21 protein-coding genes are annotated in these 20912 nt (G+C 39.3%); 9 read left to right on the top strand and 12 right to left on the bottom strand.

All coding sequences use genetic code 11. The annotated features are described in order from the left end of the window. Nucleotides 1-288 precede the first annotated feature (288 nt). The 7 genes from BMY50_RS00650 to BMY50_RS00615 all read left to right on the top strand — a co-directional run bounded on the left by BMY50_RS00650 (nucleotide 289) and on the right by BMY50_RS00615 (nucleotide 8005). Nucleotides 289-810, top strand: coding sequence for a hypothetical protein (locus BMY50_RS00650; protein WP_093316647.1), 522 nt, complete (start codon nucleotides 289-291; stop codon nucleotides 808-810). A 1-nt stretch (nucleotide 811) separates the two neighbouring features. Next, the gene (locus BMY50_RS00645) at nucleotides 812-1228 is read left to right on the top strand and encodes a helix-turn-helix domain-containing protein (RefSeq protein ID WP_093316643.1); all 417 of its coding nucleotides are present in this window, start codon (nucleotides 812-814) and stop codon (nucleotides 1226-1228) included. An 8-nt stretch (nucleotides 1229-1236) separates the two neighbouring features. After that, nucleotides 1237-1665 (top strand): hypothetical protein, encoded by a 429-nt coding sequence (locus BMY50_RS00640; RefSeq protein ID WP_093316642.1) that lies wholly within the window; start codon nucleotides 1237-1239, stop codon nucleotides 1663-1665. A gap of 851 nt (nucleotides 1666-2516) precedes the next feature. Next, nucleotides 2517-4154 carry a S41 family peptidase gene (locus BMY50_RS00630; RefSeq protein ID WP_093316635.1) on the top strand — a complete coding sequence of 546 codons (1638 nt, stop codon included), beginning with the start codon at nucleotides 2517-2519 and terminating at the stop codon, nucleotides 4152-4154. Between the two features lie 66 nt (nucleotides 4155-4220). Next, entirely contained in the window at nucleotides 4221-5054 is an 834-nt protein-coding gene (locus tag BMY50_RS00625) for an alpha/beta hydrolase (protein ID WP_202907710.1), read from the top strand. A 154-nt stretch (nucleotides 5055-5208) separates the two neighbouring features. Further along, a complete protein-coding gene (locus BMY50_RS00620) occupies nucleotides 5209-6693 on the top strand; it encodes a serine hydrolase (protein ID WP_093316632.1) in 1485 nt (494 codons plus the stop codon). 277 nt (nucleotides 6694-6970) lie between these two features. Then, the gene (locus BMY50_RS00615) at nucleotides 6971-8005 is read left to right on the top strand and encodes a Fic family protein (RefSeq protein WP_093316628.1); all 1035 of its coding nucleotides are present in this window, start codon (nucleotides 6971-6973) and stop codon (nucleotides 8003-8005) included. A 291-nt stretch (nucleotides 8006-8296) separates the two neighbouring features. On the opposite strand, the gene BMY50_RS00610 is transcribed toward BMY50_RS00615, so the two are convergent. After that, the gene (locus tag BMY50_RS00610) at nucleotides 8297-8578 is read right to left on the bottom strand and encodes an ABC transporter permease (protein ID WP_093316625.1); all 282 of its coding nucleotides are present in this window, start codon (nucleotides 8576-8578) and stop codon (nucleotides 8297-8299) included. A gap of 90 nt (nucleotides 8579-8668) precedes the next feature. On the opposite strand from BMY50_RS00610, the gene BMY50_RS00605 reads away from it, so the two are divergent. Further along, a complete protein-coding gene (locus BMY50_RS00605) occupies nucleotides 8669-8908 on the top strand; it encodes a hypothetical protein (protein ID WP_093316622.1) in 240 nt (79 codons plus the stop codon). Beyond that, nucleotides 8905-9909 carry a phosphotransferase enzyme family protein gene (locus BMY50_RS00600; RefSeq protein WP_093316619.1) on the top strand — a complete coding sequence of 335 codons (1005 nt, stop codon included), beginning with the start codon at nucleotides 8905-8907 and terminating at the stop codon, nucleotides 9907-9909. Before BMY50_RS00605 ends, BMY50_RS00600 begins: the two co-directional genes overlap by 4 nt. A 309-nt stretch (nucleotides 9910-10218) precedes the next feature. Here BMY50_RS00600 and BMY50_RS00595 read toward each other — a convergent pair whose 3' ends face one another. The 11 genes from BMY50_RS00595 to BMY50_RS00535 form a co-directional block, all read right to left on the bottom strand. After that, nucleotides 10219-10803 carry a Crp/Fnr family transcriptional regulator gene (locus BMY50_RS00595; protein WP_093316616.1) on the bottom strand — a complete coding sequence of 195 codons (585 nt, stop codon included), beginning with the start codon at nucleotides 10801-10803 and terminating at the stop codon, nucleotides 10219-10221. Nucleotides 10804-10951: 148 nt separating this feature from the next. Continuing rightward, on the bottom strand, nucleotides 10952-11722 hold the full coding sequence (locus BMY50_RS00590; RefSeq protein WP_093316613.1) for a glucose 1-dehydrogenase: 771 nt from the start codon (nucleotides 11720-11722) through the stop codon (nucleotides 10952-10954). A 26-nt stretch (nucleotides 11723-11748) separates the two neighbouring features. After that, nucleotides 11749-12501 (bottom strand): SDR family NAD(P)-dependent oxidoreductase, encoded by a 753-nt coding sequence (locus tag BMY50_RS00585; RefSeq protein WP_093316610.1) that lies wholly within the window; start codon nucleotides 12499-12501, stop codon nucleotides 11749-11751. A gap of 497 nt (nucleotides 12502-12998) precedes the next feature. Beyond that, entirely contained in the window at nucleotides 12999-13133 is a 135-nt protein-coding gene (locus BMY50_RS28540; RefSeq protein ID WP_262496870.1) for a hypothetical protein, read from the bottom strand. A 120-nt stretch (nucleotides 13134-13253) separates the two neighbouring features. After that, nucleotides 13254-14132 (bottom strand): Rpn family recombination-promoting nuclease/putative transposase, encoded by an 879-nt coding sequence (locus tag BMY50_RS00570; RefSeq protein WP_093316601.1) that lies wholly within the window; start codon nucleotides 14130-14132, stop codon nucleotides 13254-13256. Nucleotides 14133-14597: 465 nt separating this feature from the next. Then, a complete protein-coding gene (locus BMY50_RS00560; protein ID WP_093316595.1) occupies nucleotides 14598-15815 on the bottom strand; it encodes a carboxypeptidase-like regulatory domain-containing protein in 1218 nt (405 codons plus the stop codon). A 164-nt stretch (nucleotides 15816-15979) separates the two neighbouring features. Continuing rightward, nucleotides 15980-16510 carry a DUF922 domain-containing protein gene (locus tag BMY50_RS00555; RefSeq protein ID WP_093316592.1) on the bottom strand — a complete coding sequence of 177 codons (531 nt, stop codon included), beginning with the start codon at nucleotides 16508-16510 and terminating at the stop codon, nucleotides 15980-15982. A 223-nt stretch (nucleotides 16511-16733) separates the two neighbouring features. After that, nucleotides 16734-17306, bottom strand: coding sequence for a hypothetical protein (locus tag BMY50_RS00550; RefSeq protein WP_093316589.1), 573 nt, complete (start codon nucleotides 17304-17306; stop codon nucleotides 16734-16736). A gap of 431 nt (nucleotides 17307-17737) precedes the next feature. Beyond that, nucleotides 17738-18178 (bottom strand): pyridoxamine 5'-phosphate oxidase family protein, encoded by a 441-nt coding sequence (locus tag BMY50_RS00545; RefSeq protein ID WP_093323387.1) that lies wholly within the window; start codon nucleotides 18176-18178, stop codon nucleotides 17738-17740. Nucleotides 18179-18339: 161 nt separating this feature from the next. Beyond that, nucleotides 18340-19716: a DUF3748 domain-containing protein gene (locus BMY50_RS00540; RefSeq protein ID WP_238383628.1), complete on the bottom strand. Its 1377-nt coding sequence runs from the start codon at nucleotides 19714-19716 to the stop codon at nucleotides 18340-18342. A gap of 3 nt (nucleotides 19717-19719) precedes the next feature. Then, the gene (locus BMY50_RS00535) at nucleotides 19720-20901 is read right to left on the bottom strand and encodes a sialidase family protein (protein WP_093316586.1); all 1182 of its coding nucleotides are present in this window, start codon (nucleotides 20899-20901) and stop codon (nucleotides 19720-19722) included. Between the last annotated feature and the right edge of the window lie 11 nt (nucleotides 20902-20912).

Raw genomic sequence — 20912 nt, 5'->3', positions numbered from 1 at the left:
CGCAAATGAATTTGTAAAATTGTGAGAAATAATCAATATAGATTTAGGCACTATTTCTTATCTTAGCTAACATTATTGACGCTAAACCTAATACCATTTATGCATTATATTTTATTTGAAAGATCAAAATTAGACAAACACACCTCCATTATTTTAATTGATGTAAAAGAACTCATAAAAGCTGCACAAAAGGTTATCCCAAAAATGCGATCTACAATAACATCACCGGTTACAACAAAGTCATTTTGTTTACTTAAAAATAAACAAAATTTGTAAAATCATCGTTTTATGGATAACTTTGTATGTATAAAGTTCATTAAAGAGTATAATAAGGTGATCTACTATTCGGTTGTGATCAACGAAGATGAAGATCAGACATCCTTATTCGAAGGATTTATAGACAAACATAGTGTTGTAAATAAAGAGAAGTTAAACCATATTTTAACATGGTTACGAGTGATCGGAAATCGGCATGGGGCATTATCTCATTTATTTAGGGATGAAAAGGATGCCGCAGCATTGCCTCCGCCGGGGGCGAAGAGAGAACCATGCTACATTGAAGAAGATCAGACTGCGAGTAACAACTTAAGATTGTATTGTCACCGTTTAAATGAACATGTGGTCATTTTATTTGATGGCGATATAAAAACAGCAGACCAAGCGCAAAATTGCCCTCAAGTAGCACCGCATTTTAATCTTGCAAATACTTTGGCGTTGGCGATTGACAATGCGCTTAGGGACGGAGATATTGAATGGGATGATGACTATTTGGATATCATTTACGAGCAGAATTTGAAAATTGTATTTTGACATGAAAATTTCAAGAAGAAAAATTAATAGGGAGCAAAACGGACGACTGGAAATCGATATTATAGACAATTGGCTGAAGGATAATGGTGACCCTGCTATGGAACGCCTCGTTAAGAAGAACCTAGCTATCGCCAACAAGATCGCTTCGCTTTTAGAATCAAAAGGTATGAAACCCGCTGATTTAGCTGTCGCCATGGGAAAACAGCGTTCAGAGGTATCAAAATGGCTATCAGGCCAACATACTTTTACTACCAAAACGATTACAAAAATAGAAGAAGTGTTAGGTGAAGATATTATTCATATCGAGCCGAGCGTAAGAAACGTTTACTTTACTGCTTATGTACGGGTTGAAGATATTAAACCTGCCATCCAAGAAGATATTTTTGAGGATTCATTATATGAAGAGGTTTCTGCTTAACGGATACTATGGAAAAAAAGACAATCATCGCAGAAAAAATTCACTTAGTACGGATACTTCCTTCGAAAGAATATTTTGACCATCAATACGCACTTGCAGATAAAGAGTTAAAACTTAGCATTGCACAATCAACAAAACATAATTCGGATAAAAAATCTTTTAAGATTTCGCTTTCCGTTTTTCTAGAATATGAGAGTCAGAAAATTGCAGATTATCTTTATGACTTTATTTTTCAGGTAGAAAATTTAGAAGAATATGTTCTTAAAAAAGAGGAGAAGCCCCTATTCTCAGGCATTCTTATAAGCACCTTACTTACTATTGCTTATTCCACGCTAAGGGGCATATTGCATACTAAATTAGCTGACACCCCACTTAAAGATTTTATACTGCCCATTATCAGTCCGAATGAATTGTTGAAGTCGAAAATAAAGAATTAAACAAACAGTAAATATCTCCGTTTTGCATCCAATGATGGGTGGAGAGAGGGGAATCGAACCCCTCAGCCCTGCATTTTGGGAAGTGAGTGTTGCTTTTGTCTGTACTTCGCTCGACTATCATAGGGTGGTGTTTCATAACAATATCTCCGCTAGGGCCCCACGCCTGATTTTTATACAAAAGTTAATCTGTACAATTCCCTCGAACTCCTTTTTATTAATAATATCATCAAAGACTTCTACATCAATAAAATCTATTCGATAAGTATTTATTATCTTCAGGACTGTTTTTAATGGACAAAGAAAGGGATAATAACCCCAAAAGTGATTTGATACATGTATATGACAGAATTAAAAACAGTATTAATAAAAAACACGAATAAATGATTTGCCAATTATTCTCCAGCTAGAAAGAGCAGAATTCCAAGCTGGATAGTTTAGAGGATTAGCTGCAACATCCAAACTTATTCATTTCGTAAACTTTTAACAGGGTTTGTTAGAGCAGCTTTTATCGATTGAAAACTAACAGTTAGACAGGCTATGAATATACTTAGTATTGCGGCTACAGCAAAGATCCACCAAGGAATGGAAATTCGATAGGTGGACTGCGATTTTATAAGGAGGGTGGTAAGTTGTGGTGTAAAAATGATGAATTAGGTGGCAACATTTTCCAGCTAACCTTCATTAAGGATCATCTTTTTCTGTTGGATGAAAATGCACAAGTTCAATTTGAAGCAACTGAAACGGGGAAACCGTCCCGCATTTTTCTGCTTTTTCAAAATGGTGGTGTCGTTGAAAAACCTTTGATTGATTGACGCGGTTTCTTAGAACAAAAAGTTTAATTTTTCAGCATTATGTTAACATATATCACCAATACACGCTATTTCTATATTCTTTTCGCGTCCCTCTCTTTAGCAAATCTCGATGCAATTGGACAAGTTAAACCTCCTTCGCAAAATACAGTAAGCAATCAGGATACATTAGCTATTTACGTGGGCGAGTATGCAGTCTCGCCTAATTTCATATTAACATTTAAAGTTATCAACGGTGAACTGGCAGTTATCCCTCCCGGCCAAAAACCGATACCAATCCTTAAAATTAACACCAATACTTTTGCTGATAAGAACGATAAAAAAGTGCAGATGGAGTTTTTGCTAAACGGCAGCGGATTGGTAGAAAAAGTGATTCTCAACCAGCATGGAGAAAAAACGGAAGCCCGTCGGGTTGAACCTACTGACCATTTCAATAACGATAAATTATATTCGGTAGAGCAACTCAAGACCGACCTTAAGTCTATGAGAACTATTTTAATTGAAAATCATCCACGGCCTTATGAGTTTACTTCAAAAGAAATATTTGAACGCACCTATGACAGCCTACTGGCTTCAATAAACCAGCCGATGAATGAACTAGCTTTCCATTATCGGCTAATGCCTTTGGTGGCAAAAATACATTGCGGTCATACAAAGCTCGATCCTTCTATACAATTTCAGCAATCAAGACCGAACGACTTTCCTCCTTTCATTCTCTATTATGAAGGGAAACAGGCCTTCGTAAGATACAGCGCCAATAAAGATTTGCCAGTTGGCGCCGAAGTAATATCGGTCAATGGAGTTCCCATAACCGAACGTATTCAAAATCTATTGGCCCGTACCAGTGGCGACGGTGTACATCTCAATGTTCAGTATTACCTGATCAATCAACCGATGAGTTGGTTTACTCATGAAATGCCTTATTGGTACGATATAAAACGGTATAATTTAGTTTTGTTGGATTCAACAGGGCAACAACGTAACCTAAATCTCGCTGCAATAGACGAAGCTTCATTCAGGGAGCGTATCCCTCCTCCTCCCTCCAAACGCCATCAACTCAACATACTGGAAAATAAAAAGACTGCCTTACTTAGTTATCCAAGTTTAGATTTTCCAGACACAAACATGAGAAACAGGTTTTTAGAGGAAACTTTCACGAAACTTAGAACAGAAGGAATCGATCGGCTGATCATTGATTTGCGTGGCAATAGCGGAGGCAGCCCTCATAACTCGGCTTTTTTTCTAAAGTATTTGATTCCACAGGAGTTCAGATACTCCAATATTGCTCCTTTACCCGAATTAGCTGATCTCAAGACGCTCATTACTCCTGCTAAAAACTGCTTTGCAGGCAAAGTATATGTTTTGATAGACGGTGGTTGCTTTTCCTCTACCGGACATCTTCTTTCGCTATTGAGATATTATAAGATCGGTACTTTCATAGGAGAAACAACTTCTGCCTCCTATTCCTGTAACACAAATGGTGTTCCTTACACTTTGCCGCACACGGGGCTGAGGGTATTCTGCCCGAAATATGTTTACGAAACAGCTGTTAATGGTTTTCGAAGAGCTGATGGTATCTCGCCAGACTACGAGGTTAAAGAAAATTTTAAAGACATACTGTCTGCGAAAAATATAACTTTGGAATATACAATATTCGTCGCCGAGAAAGAGACTAGATAGCAGACAGGAATAGTCCCCTCCTTGTGCGATTGTTGGAAAAGATTTAGAAGCAATAAACGCTTAAACATGAATACCACCTTCTCGCGAATACTAATATTTGCAACAGTAATGGCCTTAAACTTTGCAGGACATGCCCAAAGTGTAGATACATTAAAGATGACCGGTAGAGAACTTGGTTCACAGATTTTCTCTCAAACGCCCCTGCCCTCAGACTATAATTTTAATTTCAACTATTCCTTCAAAGAAATTAAACTTCGGACAGCAGATAGTATTAATTTATGCGCTTTACTCTTTCCTTCACCTAAAGCCAAAGATGTTATTCTATATTTACATGGAAGCAACGGAGCTGCTGATGTTTGGGGGAAAATTGCTCCGGTTTATACAAGCATCGGTTATGATTTCTTTCTGTTGGACTATAGGGGTTATGGAAAGAGCGAAGGAAAAGTAGTAGATGAACAGCAAGTTTGCATGGACGCTCAATTAGCTTATGATACTTTGAAAGCACGATATGGCGAAGAGCGCATCATCGTTATTGGTCAATCTATCGGTACCGGAGCCGCCGCCTTTTTAGCTGCGAATAACCATCCAAAAAAACTCATTTTACAGGCACCTTATTATTCCATTGAAGACTGGATACATGAATTGGCACCGAACCTTCAGATCGTGGATAATCCTTTTACATTTGAAACATATAAAAAGATTGAGCAAATAAGCTGCCCTATTGTTCTGATACATGGTGATGCGGACGATGCTGTTTATTATGGTTCTTCGCAGAAATTATCGAAACTCTTAAAAGATGGTGACGAGTTCATAACATTAAAGAGTGAAGGGCATAATGATTTTACTAAAAATCAGCAGTATTTGAAAGCGTTGAAGGACTTATTGGGCTGGATACTGTAGGCTTACTACTTCTTTGGAAAAGAATTTGAGTAATTAGAAAATGGTCTTTTTGGAAATAAATAATACGAGCCCCTGAAGTAGAGAGGATTAGTGCAAATTCTTGTATATTAGTTTCATAAACACAACAGTTATCTTCTCCTAATAAAAGAATCTAATGAACGAATTATTGAATGCAGTAAAAATTATTTTGTTCTCATTTATATTAGCTTTTTCACTCCCAATAAAAGCTCAAACTGTCTCAGATAGCATTGATACATTTATCAAAGAAAAAATGGAACAACTCAAAATCCCTGGACTTCAGTTATCCGTTGTGAAAAATGGAAAATTAGAAAAGTCGGGTAGCTATGGGTTTGCAAACTTAGAACATCAAATTGCTACAAATTCTAAGACCACCTTCTCCATTAATTCTATGACTAAAGCGTTTGTTGGCGTAGCAATTATGCAATTACAAGAACGAGGAAAACTAAGTGTGAAAGATCCCATTTCCCTTTATATTTCCGATATTCCCAACGAATGGAAGTCAATAAAGATTGAACAGTTATTGAGTAACACTTCCGGGCTTCCAAACAATATAGACGAAAAAGAGCAAGTGTTGGGTGACGGTACTGAAAACGAAAACTGGGAACTGGTGAAAAAGCTGCCAATAGAGTTCTCTCCTGGAGAAAGATTCAGTTACAATCAAACAGGTTATTATATTTTGGGGAGGATACTTAGTAAAGTAAGTGGACAACATTTTACTCAGTTTATTGCTGAAAATCAATTTAAACCTTGTATTATTAAATCCACGCAATTTGGAGATTCTAATGACATTATCCCAAATAATTCAAACTCATATTCGACTATTTATAATGACAGTGGGAAATGGATAAATGACGGGAAACTGCATAATTCTTATGCCACTTTCCCTTTATTTTTTAGAACTGCTACAGGAATTATCTCTACTGCAGAAGATTTAAGTAAATGGCTTATCGCATTGCAAAATGGAAAACTACTAACGAGTCAAGCAAGTATCGATCAAATGTTTACCACAGCAAGATTGAATAGTGGAGAAATAGGGGGCTTTAATAAGTTAACAAATGGCTATGCTTTGGGATGGCCAACAGTAGTGAGAGAAGAACATCCGGCGGTAGCTCCTGTCGGTGGAATGCGGTCCACATTATTCGTATATCCTCAAGATGATTTATCCATCGTTGTTTTAACAAACCTACAAGGTTCAAATCCTGAATGGTTTATTGACGAGATAGCGGGGTTTTATATTCCGGATATGAAAAGAGAAAATGGATTTGGATTGAGTAAAAACTTAAAATTATTACGTCATGAACTCTTAAAAAATGATTTTAAAAACGTCAATGATATTTACAAGAAAGTTGAGAAACAAAACAAGAATTTTACAGTAACAGAAGACGAAATAAATTCTTGGGGCTATCAACTTTTAGAACAAAAGCATAAAAATGAAGCTTTACAAATTTTCAAATTAAATACTACTCTATTTCCCAATAGCTGGAATGTATATGACAGTTATGGCGAAATATTAGCAACATTGGGATATCAGAAAGAAGCCATTATAAATTATAAAAAATCTCTTGAACTCAACCCAGACAATTCTAACGCTAGTAATTATTTAAAAGACAAAAATTGATATTAAACTACTCTTGACAATTAGTTCTGCAAAAGAGCGGTTTTTAGTCAAAGTTGAACATCTGTGTATTTTAATGCTTAATGAGGTGTGTAGACTACAATTGCAGAATGGAAATAATAAGCTCAATCACAAACGATTTTAAGTTCAAAAAGCTGATTATTTGAGCTTAAAATGGATACAATTTGAGCTCATCATTAAAATAAGCTCAAAATCCTCAACAAATAAGCTCATTTATCCGTATATTTGAGCTTATAAAAGAAAACATGTGAGCTTTATTATGGCACAGATCGACAATGACATTATTAAATTCCTACGAGAGAACCCATTAAGTTCCTCTCCTGAAATCCATAAAGGCATCGGTAAGGGTTCTTATGCTACCGTGAAGCGGGCCATTGCTAATTTGCTGAAAAACGGACAAGTTTTATCCGAGGGCCAGCGTCGTGCAACCCGATATCAGGTAAGTTCAGCAAATCAGCTTTTGGGGCATATTGATATTGCTGCTTACTTTGAAAAAGAGATTGATGAACGTGATATTCAAGAAGGATTTAATTTTCAACTGGTCAGGGAGATCTTGGCCGAAGTCGACGTCTTTACCGCGGAAGAAGCTAACACTCTACAGCAATTGCAAGAAGAATTTCGACATAACATAGCGCACATGAGCCCAGATGTGTACAATAAAGAAATGGAAAGACTTGCCATCGATCTGAGTTGGAAATCATCACAGATCGAAGGCAACACCTATTCTTTGCTGGAAACGGAACGTCTGCTAAAGGACAAAGAGACCGCCGCGGGAAAACCGAAAGATGATGCAACCATGCTCTTAAATCACAAAGAAGCATTAAACTTTATTATTGATAATCCTGATTATGTCGTGCCTTTGACCATAGCAAGAATTGAAGATATACATAGCATCCTAGTTAAGGATCTTCCGGTAGAACGCAACATCAGACAACGCCGCGTAGGTATTTCAGGCACAAATTATAAACCTTTGGACAATGAACATCAGATAAGGGAAGCTCTCGAAGGTATGTGTAACCTCATTAATAACAAGAAAAACATATTCGAAAAATCCCTGTTAGCGCTAGTACTGTTATCCTATATCCAGGCCTTTAACGATGGTAACAAACGAACGGTACGGATTATTAGTAACGCCATTCTGATTGCCAATCAGTACTGCCCAATCTCCTTTAGGACCATTGATTCTGTTGAATACAAAAAAGCGATGCTGATCTTTTATGAGCAGAATAATATCAGTGTTTTCAAGGAAATATTTATAGAACAATTCAAATTTGCGGTTAAAACCTATTTTTGATGCTGTGATAACACTAAAGGTGTCGGCTTTCAGAATATCCCCGTACTTTATTTTGAGGCTCACCGTGAACATGTGATTATTTTATTTGATAGCAATATAAAAACAGCAGACAAGACGCAAAATTGCCCTCAAGTAGCACCGCATTTTAATCTTGCAAATACGTTAGCATTGGCTATTGGCAATGCGGGACGGAGATATTGAATGGAAACCAAATAAATCCGTGAAGTGTAGGAGATGAGGTTCTCGCCATATACACTCAACTTTTCCCCTCTGATCATATGTGGCCCCCAGCTATTCATCCTTCAAACTCTCCACCGGATTTGCCACTGCCGCCCGGATGGCCTGCCAACTCACGGTCAATATGGCGATGACCATTGCCAATAGGCCTGTCAACATAAACACCTGCCAAGGCACGGCAATGCGGTAGTTAAATCCCTGTAGCCATTGATGCATTGCATACCACGCGATCGGTGATGCGATCAGGAAAGCGAGTCCCGCAAGCTTGATGAAATCAATCGACAGCAACCTTACAATGGTACCGACCTGCGCTCCCAATACCTTGCGTACGCCGATTTTTTAACAATGATATTGCCATGTTAAAAAACACGTTATTTAACACAGATAAGCAACCTCTTTTTTGCAGCTGTCCGAAAGCGGACACTTATGTCCGAAAACGCACATTTTTATCCGGTTTTGATAATTGGGTGTGAGACACAGGAAACTATGGGTTACTTTGACACATGCTTGGTTATTGCGAATAATGCGATCGCAAAGATCGATATTACCGCTAAAACGGCTACGAATATCTTTACATTAGGATTTAAAGACTACAATCAGGATGTCAATCCATTAGATCCGTCTACGATGGTAAGCTCTTCTGTTTTATTTATCTTTAGCACATGAAATCTGTATTCCCTGCGACTTACTCCACCCTCTGCCCTACAGCACTATCCTCACTTATTTCAGAAAAGTATAATTTAAGAAATGTTCATTGCACATTTTTGACTCGTGGGGTTGGTGATACTTATTTGGTTGAATCGTCTGGAAACCGTTTTATACTTCGTGTTTACCGCTCTTCTCACCGGAACCTGCCACAGATAAAAGAGGAAGTGAGCTTATTGTTGGCTTTAAAGCAGGCTGATGTATCCGTTTCTTATCCGATTCTAGATATTTCCGGAGAAGCTGTACAGAACCTAGGAGCGGTTGAAGGGGAAAGACACGCCGTATTATTTAGCTACGCACCTGGTCGTTCATTGAGATTATTAAATAAAAACCAACTTCGCAATCTAGGCTATGAAATGGCACGCTTTCACAATGTCTCCTCTGCAATCAGACCAGGTGGAGAAAGATGGAATTTTAATCTGGAAACAACTCTTTTCAAACCTCTGGAAATGTTGGAATCAGCTTTCTCGGAAGATGCTGAAGGGTACGCTTGGCTACTAGAAAAAGCAGATTTGGTTAAAAAAAAGTTTTCGCAACTGGATACATCCGGATTTTATAACGGTTATTGCCACTTTGACTTCCTTCCAAAAAACTTTCATTTTGACGGTGATTCGGTGACTTTTTTTGATTTTGACTTTATGGGATATGGGTGGTTGGTGAATGATATCGTGACCTTTTGGCAACACCTTATACTGGATGTTTATACCGGAAGGATGACACAACAAGCAGCCCTTGATGCATATGCTATTTTCTTGGATGCATATCGCAAATGCCGCCCGATTACCGAACAGGAATTGGCTATAGTACCCTATCTCGGTTTAGGTTTTTGGCTCTTTTATATGGGATTTCATACCACCCACGACCAATTTTATGTATTTACGCAACCCCCACACTTAAAATGGACTACCGGATTTTTAAGAAATATGGTGGAAACTTATTGGGATAATAATGATGATGTATGAGACAATAGGTAAAAAGTTGCCTAGACTTTTGCACATTGAGGCATATATAGCTTAAACAGATTAGAAATTCCATGACAATACCGTCTAACAACGACATCATCAGGTAGAAGCATCTGGTTTCGGGTTCCTCGAGTAAGACTGACGATGACGTTAATGCAGAAATTGCCAAAGGTTTTTTGATTAAAAAAACACAAAAGAACCTAAAATATACTTGGACAAATCTTTAAAAATAAACAAAAATGAGGCTGCATTGTGAAATTAAAAGTGTTGATGAATTGAAGTAACACTTGATATTAACCATGGCGCATATCAAACGGCTCTTTTTGTAGTTTGCTTTCTGACGCGACTTAATGTTTCCCGTGTTAGGCCAAGAAAGGATGCGATCATATACAAAGGTATACGATTATATATGGTTGGGTATAGCCTGACAAAGTTGTCATATCTTACCTCAGCCGTTTCGCTTATATTGCTGTAGATCCTGTTCTGATGCGCTTCGAAATTTTTAGCGGACAGTTTGTCGATCATCTGTTTGAAATTAGGGATCGTAACCAGCAATTGCTCCCAGTGCTCTTTGGAGAACAAGATCAACTCACTATCTTCAAGTGCTTCGATGTAACAATGGGATGACTGGCCGGTCATAAAACTGGTGTAGTCTGATATCCACCAATTTTCGATAGCGAACCTCATGATATGTTCCACGCCGGCTTCTCCTATCCGGAATAGCCGGAAACTCCCTTTGACAACAAAGCCAATAAAATCACTATTATCGCCTTCTTCTAGTAAATATTGATTTTTACGGATTTTTTTTTGAACAGAAACATGTTTTACCAGTTCCAGTTCACCTGATGTAAGCCCACCTTTTTCAACAAGATATTCTGCGAGTGATCCAAACATTTGAACAACTTTTTCACAAAGCTATTTAAAAGCCACCGATTCTCTTATACAACTTTATGAAATATGTTGTTCAAATGACGCTGCATTATCTTGCCGTAAGGCGGAACATAGCCAGGTAATTGGTGGCTAACTGCGATTTTCTATTGGATTATTTCATTAAACTGATATTCGTCATACCTCCGTCTGAAAGTATCTCCGTTCCTACAATAAAGGAAGAGTCGTCAGAAGCAAGGAAAACCGCCGCATTTCCTATATCAGCCGGGTGTCCCATCCGGTTTACCGGAATCAGGTCTGTCCACGCTTGTTTTACCTGTTCTACCAGTTCATGAGGTACCAACTTGTCAAATGCCGGCGTATCAATAGAACCGGGCGATAAGGTATTTACCCTGATCTTTCTTTCCAACAGATCGAGCGACAGCCCTTTAGCCAATGATATAATTGCAGCCTTAGCAGCGGCATATATCGTCATTCCCGGCGCAGCGCGGTGTGCAGCGCTGGACCCAATTAAAATAATGGAGGCCCCGTCATTTAAATAGGGAAGCGCTTTTTGAACGGTAAAGTAAGCACTCTTTAAATTCAGGTCCATATATCCATCATAGTTATCTTCTGTAACGTCAGTGATGCTTGCCATCGGGCTACCGTCTACTACGCCGCCTGCATTCACAACCAGCGTATCGATCTTGCCGAACTTTTCAAATGTGCTTTTAAAAACCCGCTCCAGGTCTGCCATCTTTGTTACGTCGGCTGCTATACCTGTAAAACCTGATCCAAGTTCTTTAACCGACCGGTCAAGTGTCTCCTGATTTCGTCCGGTGATCGTGCCTGTCACGCCTTCTTTTTTAAATGCTTCTGCAATACCGAACCCGATGCCGCTGTTGCCCCCGGTTATTACTGCTATTTTATTTTTTAATTTGCTCATTTCTATTAAATCTATTTTTGTGAAAATTATAAGCCGTAAATGCCGCCTGAAACGGAGATCTTCTCACCGGTTATCCAGGCCGAATCATCAGAAGCCAGGAACAACGCCACTTTAGCGATATCTTCCGGCTGTCCCATACGACCGAGCGGTGTATGTTCTATTAATACTTTTTCAAAATCGCTGCCGATCACCCCAGAGGTATGTGTACCTTCAGTTTCTACAGCACCCGGCAAAATAGAATTGATACGGATATTCCTACCGCTGAATTCTTTTGACAGTGCTATTGTAACGGCATCTAACGCTGCTTTTGTTGCAGAATACACTGATCCTGTTGCCATTGGCACTTTGCCTGCTACCGAACTGATATTGATAATGTTTCCACCTTTGTCACCAAATGATCTTACGGCTTCGCGGATAGATAATACCGCACCCATTATATTGATGTTCAAATGCTGTTGGATAGTAGCCTCTGATACTGCTTCAATCGGTTCATAAACATAAACGCCTGCATTATTTACCAGGATGTCCAACGTGCCAAAGGTATCTTTCGTTTCCTGAAATAAACGGATCACGTCTGCTTCCTTTGATACATCGGCCTGCAGCGCGATCGCCGTACCGCCATTTCCGGTTATGGTTTTAACCACTTTATCTGCGCCGTCTTTACTTGAAGCATAATTCACAACTACCCTTGCACCTTCTGCCGCATAATAAGTGGCAATGGATGCGCCTATTCCTTTTGATGCCCCTGTAACTATGGCTACCTTATTCTTTAGTTTCATTTTCCTATTATATTCTTATGAAACAAAGGTGAGTAATATGATGCCCGGGGAAAGAGGACATTTGTTACAAAAGCAGTGTGACAAATGTCAATAAATCATAACCCGAGCTGACTGTGCGTGGCTTAATGCCGCCAACAACCATGCTGGCGGTCGGGGAAACTTTCCTTAATGAGATTCGAATTATAATTAATTAGTGCGGTGGCAGGTTGGTTTACTTTCAACGTACTTGGAAATCCATTTATGATGGTTATTACTTTTCTAATGACAACGATTGTTGGATTTTCGTGGGCTTTTGCATTTAGCTGTTTCAATGCCGTTCAATCTTGTCCAATTCTTTTCATATACGCCGACAGTATTAATGTAATTAAGGGCTTTATTATTTGCAAGGGAATAATGAGAATTACTTTGTTGCTTTGTCTTAACACAACCGAGAAGCTTTGCTTCGAGCTCATGAGTACCTCTGAAAACAAGCACTGATGAATAAACCAACACAAAAGTCAAGGCTGTCTAGCGCTCGCTAAAAATTCAGTTCTTACCCGCAGTTCTGTGGAGCCGCTCCCCCCAATACCCTCTCCTCGCTTCTTCACAGCCCTTATATCCTCTTCATCTAACTGAATTTTCTTTACGCTCATTCTAGAAGGTCGTTTTGTTCGTACGCGCGGGAGCCCCGTTTGACTTACCCGCGACCTATAAGAAAAAAAGCCACGCATTTCCAGATGCATGGCTTGATTTTATTCGTATACCGATTAACTTTATAGTTTCTCTACTACTTCCAAAGGAAGCTTTAAGCTTTTCGCTATTTGTTGGTTTGTCAAAACACCAAGTTCCTTTAATGAATGTGCGGACTTAAGCTTCTCGGCTTCTGCCTTGGCTTGTTCTTCTTCCTGCGTTTTTTTTATTGCATAATCAAAAGCATTCTGCGTGTCCCATTTGGCTTTTAAACTTGCTTCATACGCCATACGTTCCTCCTTTTTTAATTTTGACACTTCTCCTATCTTAAAGATAAGTTTAAAAACGCGCTTATCCAAAAATTTGGGTATCTTATTCATCTTGCTCATGTGTTTGAGCAGATAGAACCATTTATCCCTTTCACTTTCCAGTTCATCCCCTTCTTTTACAAAATTAGGAAGTTCTATGAATTTAAAGCCAAATTTTTTGTAAAAAACTTCTCCCGTTGATTTATTGCACAATGCAATATCATGAAAATAATTTATCTGCTGCAGCTGATCCATACGAAATTCCAAGAAAGCGATGAGGAAAACTTCGGGTAGCTGGTAGCTATTAAAAGCTTTACCTTTTGGCAACTGGCGTTGAATTAGACGGGAGGTGTAATAGAGCGCCCTGTCTTTGAAATATTCCTGCCGGATACGTTGCATCTCGATGATAAAGTACTCTCCATTACTGCCACGACAGTGTAAGTCAAAGATCACTCGTTTATCTTCCTCACTATCTCCGTCATGTTCTGTAGGCCCCCGTTCCAAGGTTTCAATATGCTTTTCGCCTTCAAACAGGTCATTCAGAAATTCAATCAGTATTTCTTTATTGGGTTCGCTGTCGAAATAATGCCGGAAACCCCAGTCGCTCAATGGATCAATAAATTTACCCGGTTGGGGATAGGTCTCTTTGGTCATTGGTTAATAGATTTTGGTTTCAGTAAAGATACGTAAAATCTATTTTATTAGCTAATATTTTTAGTAAAAATTTAACAGTTTAGCTTTTCTTTCGTAAGACAAAAACATGATAACACCAATTAGAACCGCTAAAAATATCAAAGTGAGAATCTCTACTTGTCCAAACTGGTGGTTTATGCTGTATAATTGAAAAGCAGTTATTACAAATCCTATGAATAATGCGATAATGATTGTTGTCTTTTTCATTGATATTTACGCTCAGTTAAATAAGACATGATTGGTCTTGAATTTTAAATGAGCTGAACCGGCAAGTAGGGTTTAGCTTCAATAGCTTCTATTTTTAGAAGAACTTAAAGACATTGTTATTCAAAAAAATAAGTGTTTTAGTATTTGCAATGGGGTGAACAGACTGAAATCTGATCTTGAATCTGGAGAATGGGACGATAAATCGACGGACTTAATCTTTTAGTGCTTTGCTTTGTAATCTAAAGGTACCATATCCGCAATACGACTTGCCCAGCCCCAGTAAGCGCTACATAAGAGGTCACGGGGATCATAATAGGTACCGTTCGCATCTATTACGATCTGCCTTCCTATTTTAAATTGAAGTATCGAAACTGGATGTTGTACTCCCCTATTTGTTTTCAGTTGTTGACTTACATATAATGGATCTTCTTTGATCTTATTGCCAACAATTTGAAGATCATGTGTACATGACAACCACTTATTTCCATTGGCATCAACTTTAATAACGCTATCGGCCGTTAAGAGCTGTGGGGAAAGAAGCGACAATGTATCGGCTTGTTTCAAAACTTCTCTATAGTAGGCAAGAGAATCATCAGAGTGACCTTTATTGTTCTTATAAATTCCCTTCACACGGAATTTCTCCTTATTGGGGCTTTTAGCTATATAACGCATTTCAAAACCTTGTTCGGCAAGGTTGTTCTGATAAAGACTTCGAATGAAATGCATAAGAGAATTTGTATAAGAACGTTCACGGCGTCTCTCAAACTTCTTCCCCACTTTAATATTAGCGAAATGCGGATAACCAGCGTAGAATTGGATCTTATTTCGGTAATCGATATGAAAACCTTGCAACAGATAGTTAATGGTATATCCGAGCGCTTTATTCTCAACAACAATAGGTTTGCGAGCAAAAGCCCGAAGTATATGCTGCTCCTTATTATATTCGAAGTAAATATCCTCTTTGTTTAATATTCTACAAGAACGGGCGTTTCTTCCCGTACCAATAAATGCCTCCTCGAAAACCCGACCCCACTTGCGCCATCCTGCCCCAGGATTGGCTTCTATAACCACTTCGTCCAATATATTCGGTGCAGGTTTCAGTTTAATTAATCGTGGGGCAAGCTTCTCTTCGGTTACTTGCAACATAAAAACCAATGGCTCGTAGCCGATTGAAGAGACAACGACTTCATAATTACCTGGCTGACTGATCGGAAAACTGAATTCACCAAGAGCGTTGGCACTGCTGCCTATGCTGGAGCTATTTAGAAATACACTGGCCCCGGAAATTGGTTTATCATTTTGGCCGTTGACCACTTTACCTTGTAATACAACTTGACTATATCCAAGAATAGGAAGACAAATCAGCATACTGAGATAAGTCAGTTTTCTAAATTGACGCATATCACTGCTCCGAACATAAATGATTAATTGTAACATGGTCGGTTTAGTTTTGTTTCCTTTCCCTAACAGAAACCGATTATTATTATTAATTAAAAAGGGCTCACTTTAATCTGTTTATTTAAGTATTTTACTCCTTCTTCGTTTAATATGTATGTCATTGTTATTTAAAGGATCTCGGCAACATAGCAGCTCTTCATACATTATCTAACATCTGTGACAAATTTTTTGTGGAAACTTTCTTCTAGGTAAGCGTCCCATTTATATTGCTGTACAGTGTCTTTGGCAGCATGAATTTCTTTGTCGTATTGCTGTTCAATGGTCTTGTATTTGGTAACCACTTTCTGAAATATGGAATCGGCTTCAGCTTTATAATTTTTACTGTAGGTAAATGCTTGGAATTGTTGTAGGAGCTCTTTTTTTGCAATTGCGCCTATTTTAAAATGCCCCTGTTCATGATTCAGGACATATGCTAAGCGCTCTTTTTTTATTTCATTTGTTTTAATCCAGGAAGCATCTTTATCGAGCATTAAAACCACTTTAAATTCTGGTGTATAAGTTTTATTCAATACTGTTATATTGAAGCGATAATTTAATCTCCATTGGGTATAGGCGAGAAAAGAAACTTTTGCATCTGGTGTTCCTTGAAAGTCTGTAATGCTTAGCTTAAAATATTCTTGAGCGGAAGTTTTCAGAGAAAAGATTAACAGAAAAATCAAGATGGAATGACGCATAAAATATTCTTTAATTAACGATCATCTAAAATATAAAAATCTAATGATACCAAAAATAAAATACGGTCAGAGATGTCCAAAAAAGTCCAGCGTTAAGCAGCTGACACTCCATTTAAAGATTTTATTTTGCCAGTTATTAATCTGAACGAATTGTTGAAGTCAAAAATAAAGAAGTAAACAAGCGCTTTCGCTTGGCTCAAACACATTTGATTAACATTGAAAACTAATTGATTTTGGTAAGTTCCATCGAGCGGATGAAATGGTTTAAACCTTTCCAAGTCATATGTTCAGCATTTTCATCCAGTTCTATAACATAGTTATCCCCAAAGAAATATTTATCTAAAAATTGATATTCTAAGGGAAGCTCGTCAATATAAACGGGTACTGAAAATATGTACGCAGATTCAATAAGCCCAGAAGCACCTATGAACTGTTTTCCATCCTTGTTATATCCAAAAAGTCTCCCTTTGATGGGCATGGATTGATTATTTATGGTAAAGCTCGCCTGCAATTGATTGTATTTCTCTTTTTGATTGGCATCGTTATCAATGTTATTAACATCTATATACCCTACATTCAACGCGGTTGAGTCCTCTTCGGAAGGGCTAAAAATGTAGTTTTTTGCTATCGTCATTTTGTCTATGCGCCAGCGTCCGAGCGCTTTTTGTCGGAAATCTTTTAAAAACACGTTTTCCTTCTCATCGTAATTTAATTCTGGTTCAACAGCTTCTTTTGATGGTGAGCAAGCCAAGCATAGGAAAATTAAAATCAGATGTAAGGATAAGGTTGTTCTCATAACGGAATATATATTTTAGTGTACGGTATCAACAAAAAGTATGGGATTGGGTAGATTGGGGAGAGCACCATTTAATTTTGCCAAAGCCCTACTAGCTCCAGTAGTTTTGAGAAGCACTTCCTTTGTTTCAATATTACAAATCTTAGTAGTAACGACGGAAGATCATTATAGGGAATCTTTCTGTTAAATACGGCCATATCGAGGGTAATTATTACGCTTCAATTTATTTCAAAGGTAAAAATACAAAAATTTTACTCTCGTTTCATCTATAAAAAGGTCACACCTGCAAACATCAATTTGTAATTGAATATCGTCAAGCACCGCATGGATTTCGCTAATGATTCAGGGCTCACGCTCAACCCTGTGGAGCCGCTCTCCATCACTGCCCACCCCTCTCGCTTCTTCACATGATTTTTAGGCCAGCTCTTAAGCTATCCGCTGTGCGATTCGAAACGGCCAGTTGCTTCTTCGATATTGATACGGTAAACAATAAGAGCGTTGTGAAGCGCTGGACTTATTGCATGGGAAGGATTCCTTGCAGGATCATTCGTATTTGGCATAATACGCAAAATTAAACCCTGCATGACCTGTTGGCGTTCCTCACCTTTCAATTCCTCAAAGGTTCCCCATAGAATTACACTCTTCCATTTGAACATGTTATCAATTTCATCAACCTGAAAACAAACTCGCGGATTTGCACGAAGCATTTCTATTTTTTTCCCCTCACCCGAATGCGCATATATCGCATTGTTTTGGTATACATAGTTGACAGGCACGATGTAGGTTTCACCATTTAAATGACATCCCAGACGACCAATGAATTGGCTTTCTAAGAAATCTATTATTTCTCTTTTATTTAGTTCTCCTAGCATGGGCATCAATCATTATTTTCATTAAAAATACATAAACTCTCTGTGTTTCCAAAACGATCGTATTTAAACTTATTGGTACAGTTATTAAAGCGGCAGGTTAATAAATTGTTTTATACCCAACTGACTATTAAATGCAGTTTAGGGAGTTATTGCACGGGCCATCAGTTGCGCGGCGTATGCGTTAAAAGAAAAATCTGCAAAAACCGATGATGCCCGGAACCGACGTAGCGATTATATGCAATATGTTCTCCGTTGTGTGCATATACCGGTGCGCCCACCGGCTTTTGTCTGTCCGAAAATCTAGGTGTGATGCGTTCTGTATTGCCGGAGAAAATATCGGTAACGAACAAGCTATTGTCGGCGGGATAGACAAGCTCTTTACCATTTGGATGTACGTTAAAGGGCCCCTGAATGGAAAAATCATTGTCGGTTATTTGTCTAATTCCCCCTCCTATTGTGGCTACACTGAACAGCTGAACAAGGCCTCTTCTATCTTGTGCTAGATAAAAGATCAGACTCCCATCCGGCGTGCTCCGCAGCCAGTGCCTGGGCCCGCCAACATGTGCCCCGTGAGTAAGGCGCCGCTGCACAACGCCTAACGGAGTATTAGGAAGCGTTATTGAGGTACCTTCCAATGGATAACCACTACGCGGCTTTTTTACATCTTCGGGTAAATCGATCACGAATACTTCGGTAAGGGAAACGCCCGATTCATCGTGAACATTGCCCTGAAAGGCGATTGCCCGGTGCTGCCGTGAGCCGTCGGCTTTGATATAACCCTTATTGCCTATCCACGTTTCGTCGAATGCACGATCGACTTCGTCACTCCCCGACCGGGGAGTTGCTATCACCTGTGCTGCTATTACGGAAAAGTAGGTTCCGCTATTGTTTTCCAGACCTCCAACCTCATCAACAGATACAATTCCAGGTACCATAACACCTACGGTTCTTAAATCTTGACCTGCCTTACCCGACTGCTGTTCGGCGAGCACCGCATCATTGTATGTAAAGCTGATCATTTTTCCATCACCGCTCCAGCTATGCGCGTGTGTACCTCCTCGTAAGGCACCTGGCGTATAGGGTGCAGTAATATCGCGCGCATCCATAAAAATTGGCTTTAGGGGCTGATCGGTTTGGATGGCAACCCCTGTACGCCTGGTAATAGAATAGGGCTTCTCTTCATCAGCATTGCGGATACCGTGAATGAATAGGACTTTGCTCTCGACAGGTGAAAAACTTGCCGCACCGACTCCTGGGCCGAAGGGTGTCTGCCTTTCCGTGCGATAAAGTTCCTTCACCTCAGCACTGTGGATATTGACCATCTCAATATGATCAGTGCTTCCAATTTGGGTATCATCGTTCCGTGTATCATAAACTATCCACTCATTATCGGGCGAAAAAACCTGTCCATTGTGAATAGTGTGCCCATATGAGCTAAAAGTAAGCTGCTTTTCGTTGTAGTGCATATATATATCGTCTTGCTGTTGGCCTACCAAACCAAATATCCAACTAAAAAGGTATAGGGATGGCTTTAACATAGATTATTGTTTTTGTTTTCTGAAATTTTTGATGCGATGGAATGTCAGGTAGTTGGCATCATGATTATTGTGTGCACCTCCCTCCCCATCGTTGTAAGCAGTTCTAGATAAGACGATCAGATCGTTGCCGTCAAAAAGCCAGTCTACGTATTGGAAACCGTGTGCCTTAACGTCAGGATGCGATAATACGGTGCTGCGTAAAGTCCAGGTACGTAAATCAGGAGAACTGAATAATTGGAGCGTATTACGGATTGTTGCGGGATTTTTCCCTTGGTTCGCCTGCTTTACGCTATCAGGTATGGCATTACTCAACGTCCAATACAGATCGTTTTTTGGATCTCGCCGAATAGCAAATTTTTTGCTGCCACCGGGAAAGTTGATAAAACCTGAAAGCGCATCAAAACTGGCATGCTTTCCATCTGCACTTATATGCACGATAGCGGCTTTCTCATCTAGGGTAGAGCGATCATCTACGCGTAGGATATCCACTATGTTTCCATCGGGGTCGGCCACGGCATTACCCTCCAGCCAACCACCGAAGTTGCCATTGAGATAGGTAGAGTCGTACAATAGGCTATTGCTAGCGGTCCAGCTACTGGCCTTCAGTAAATCTGCATCTACCGGTGCAGATAACATCATCGCGCCATAGCGTTTACCCCATTGTAAGATGGGTCCATGAGCCGTTTCTATAGCACGCCAAAGTCGTCCGTTATATTCCATAACGGGCATAGGAGCACAATGATACTGGCCGGCCAATAGTAAACCATTTTCTTTTCCGGTAGGCTGTGTCCAGGTTTCACCCCCATCATTGGAGCGACGGATCAGGGCGGTTCCATGATGGCGATCGGGTCCTAAAAGATAGAGTGCCCCACGATTGACAAAGAGACTTGACCAGAAGGCGCCTCTGATTTCGCTGACTTGCTTCCAACTTTTGCCCTTATCAGATGAGCGGAAGACACGCGTGATTGCCTGCACAAATTCTGAACTATTTGGGCCAAAGAAATCGTGCGAGGCGACGTAATCGCCATTGGGTAAAACCGCTAAACTAGGTGAACCTATGTATTGTCCGCTCGATGCGGGATTATGCGTTACGACCACACCGGGAACTTGATCCATTTTCACTTGGGCCAATGAGTTCGCTAAGATCACTGCATTGAACCATATTGTTAACAAATATATCTTCATCTTTTTCGTAT

The sequence above is a fragment of the Olivibacter domesticus genome (assembly GCF_900109575.1).
GTDB lineage: Bacteria > Bacteroidota > Bacteroidia > Sphingobacteriales > Sphingobacteriaceae > Olivibacter > Olivibacter domesticus.
The sequence above is the reverse complement of the archived record's forward strand: the minus strand, read 5'-3'. Positions and strand labels throughout refer to the sequence as shown.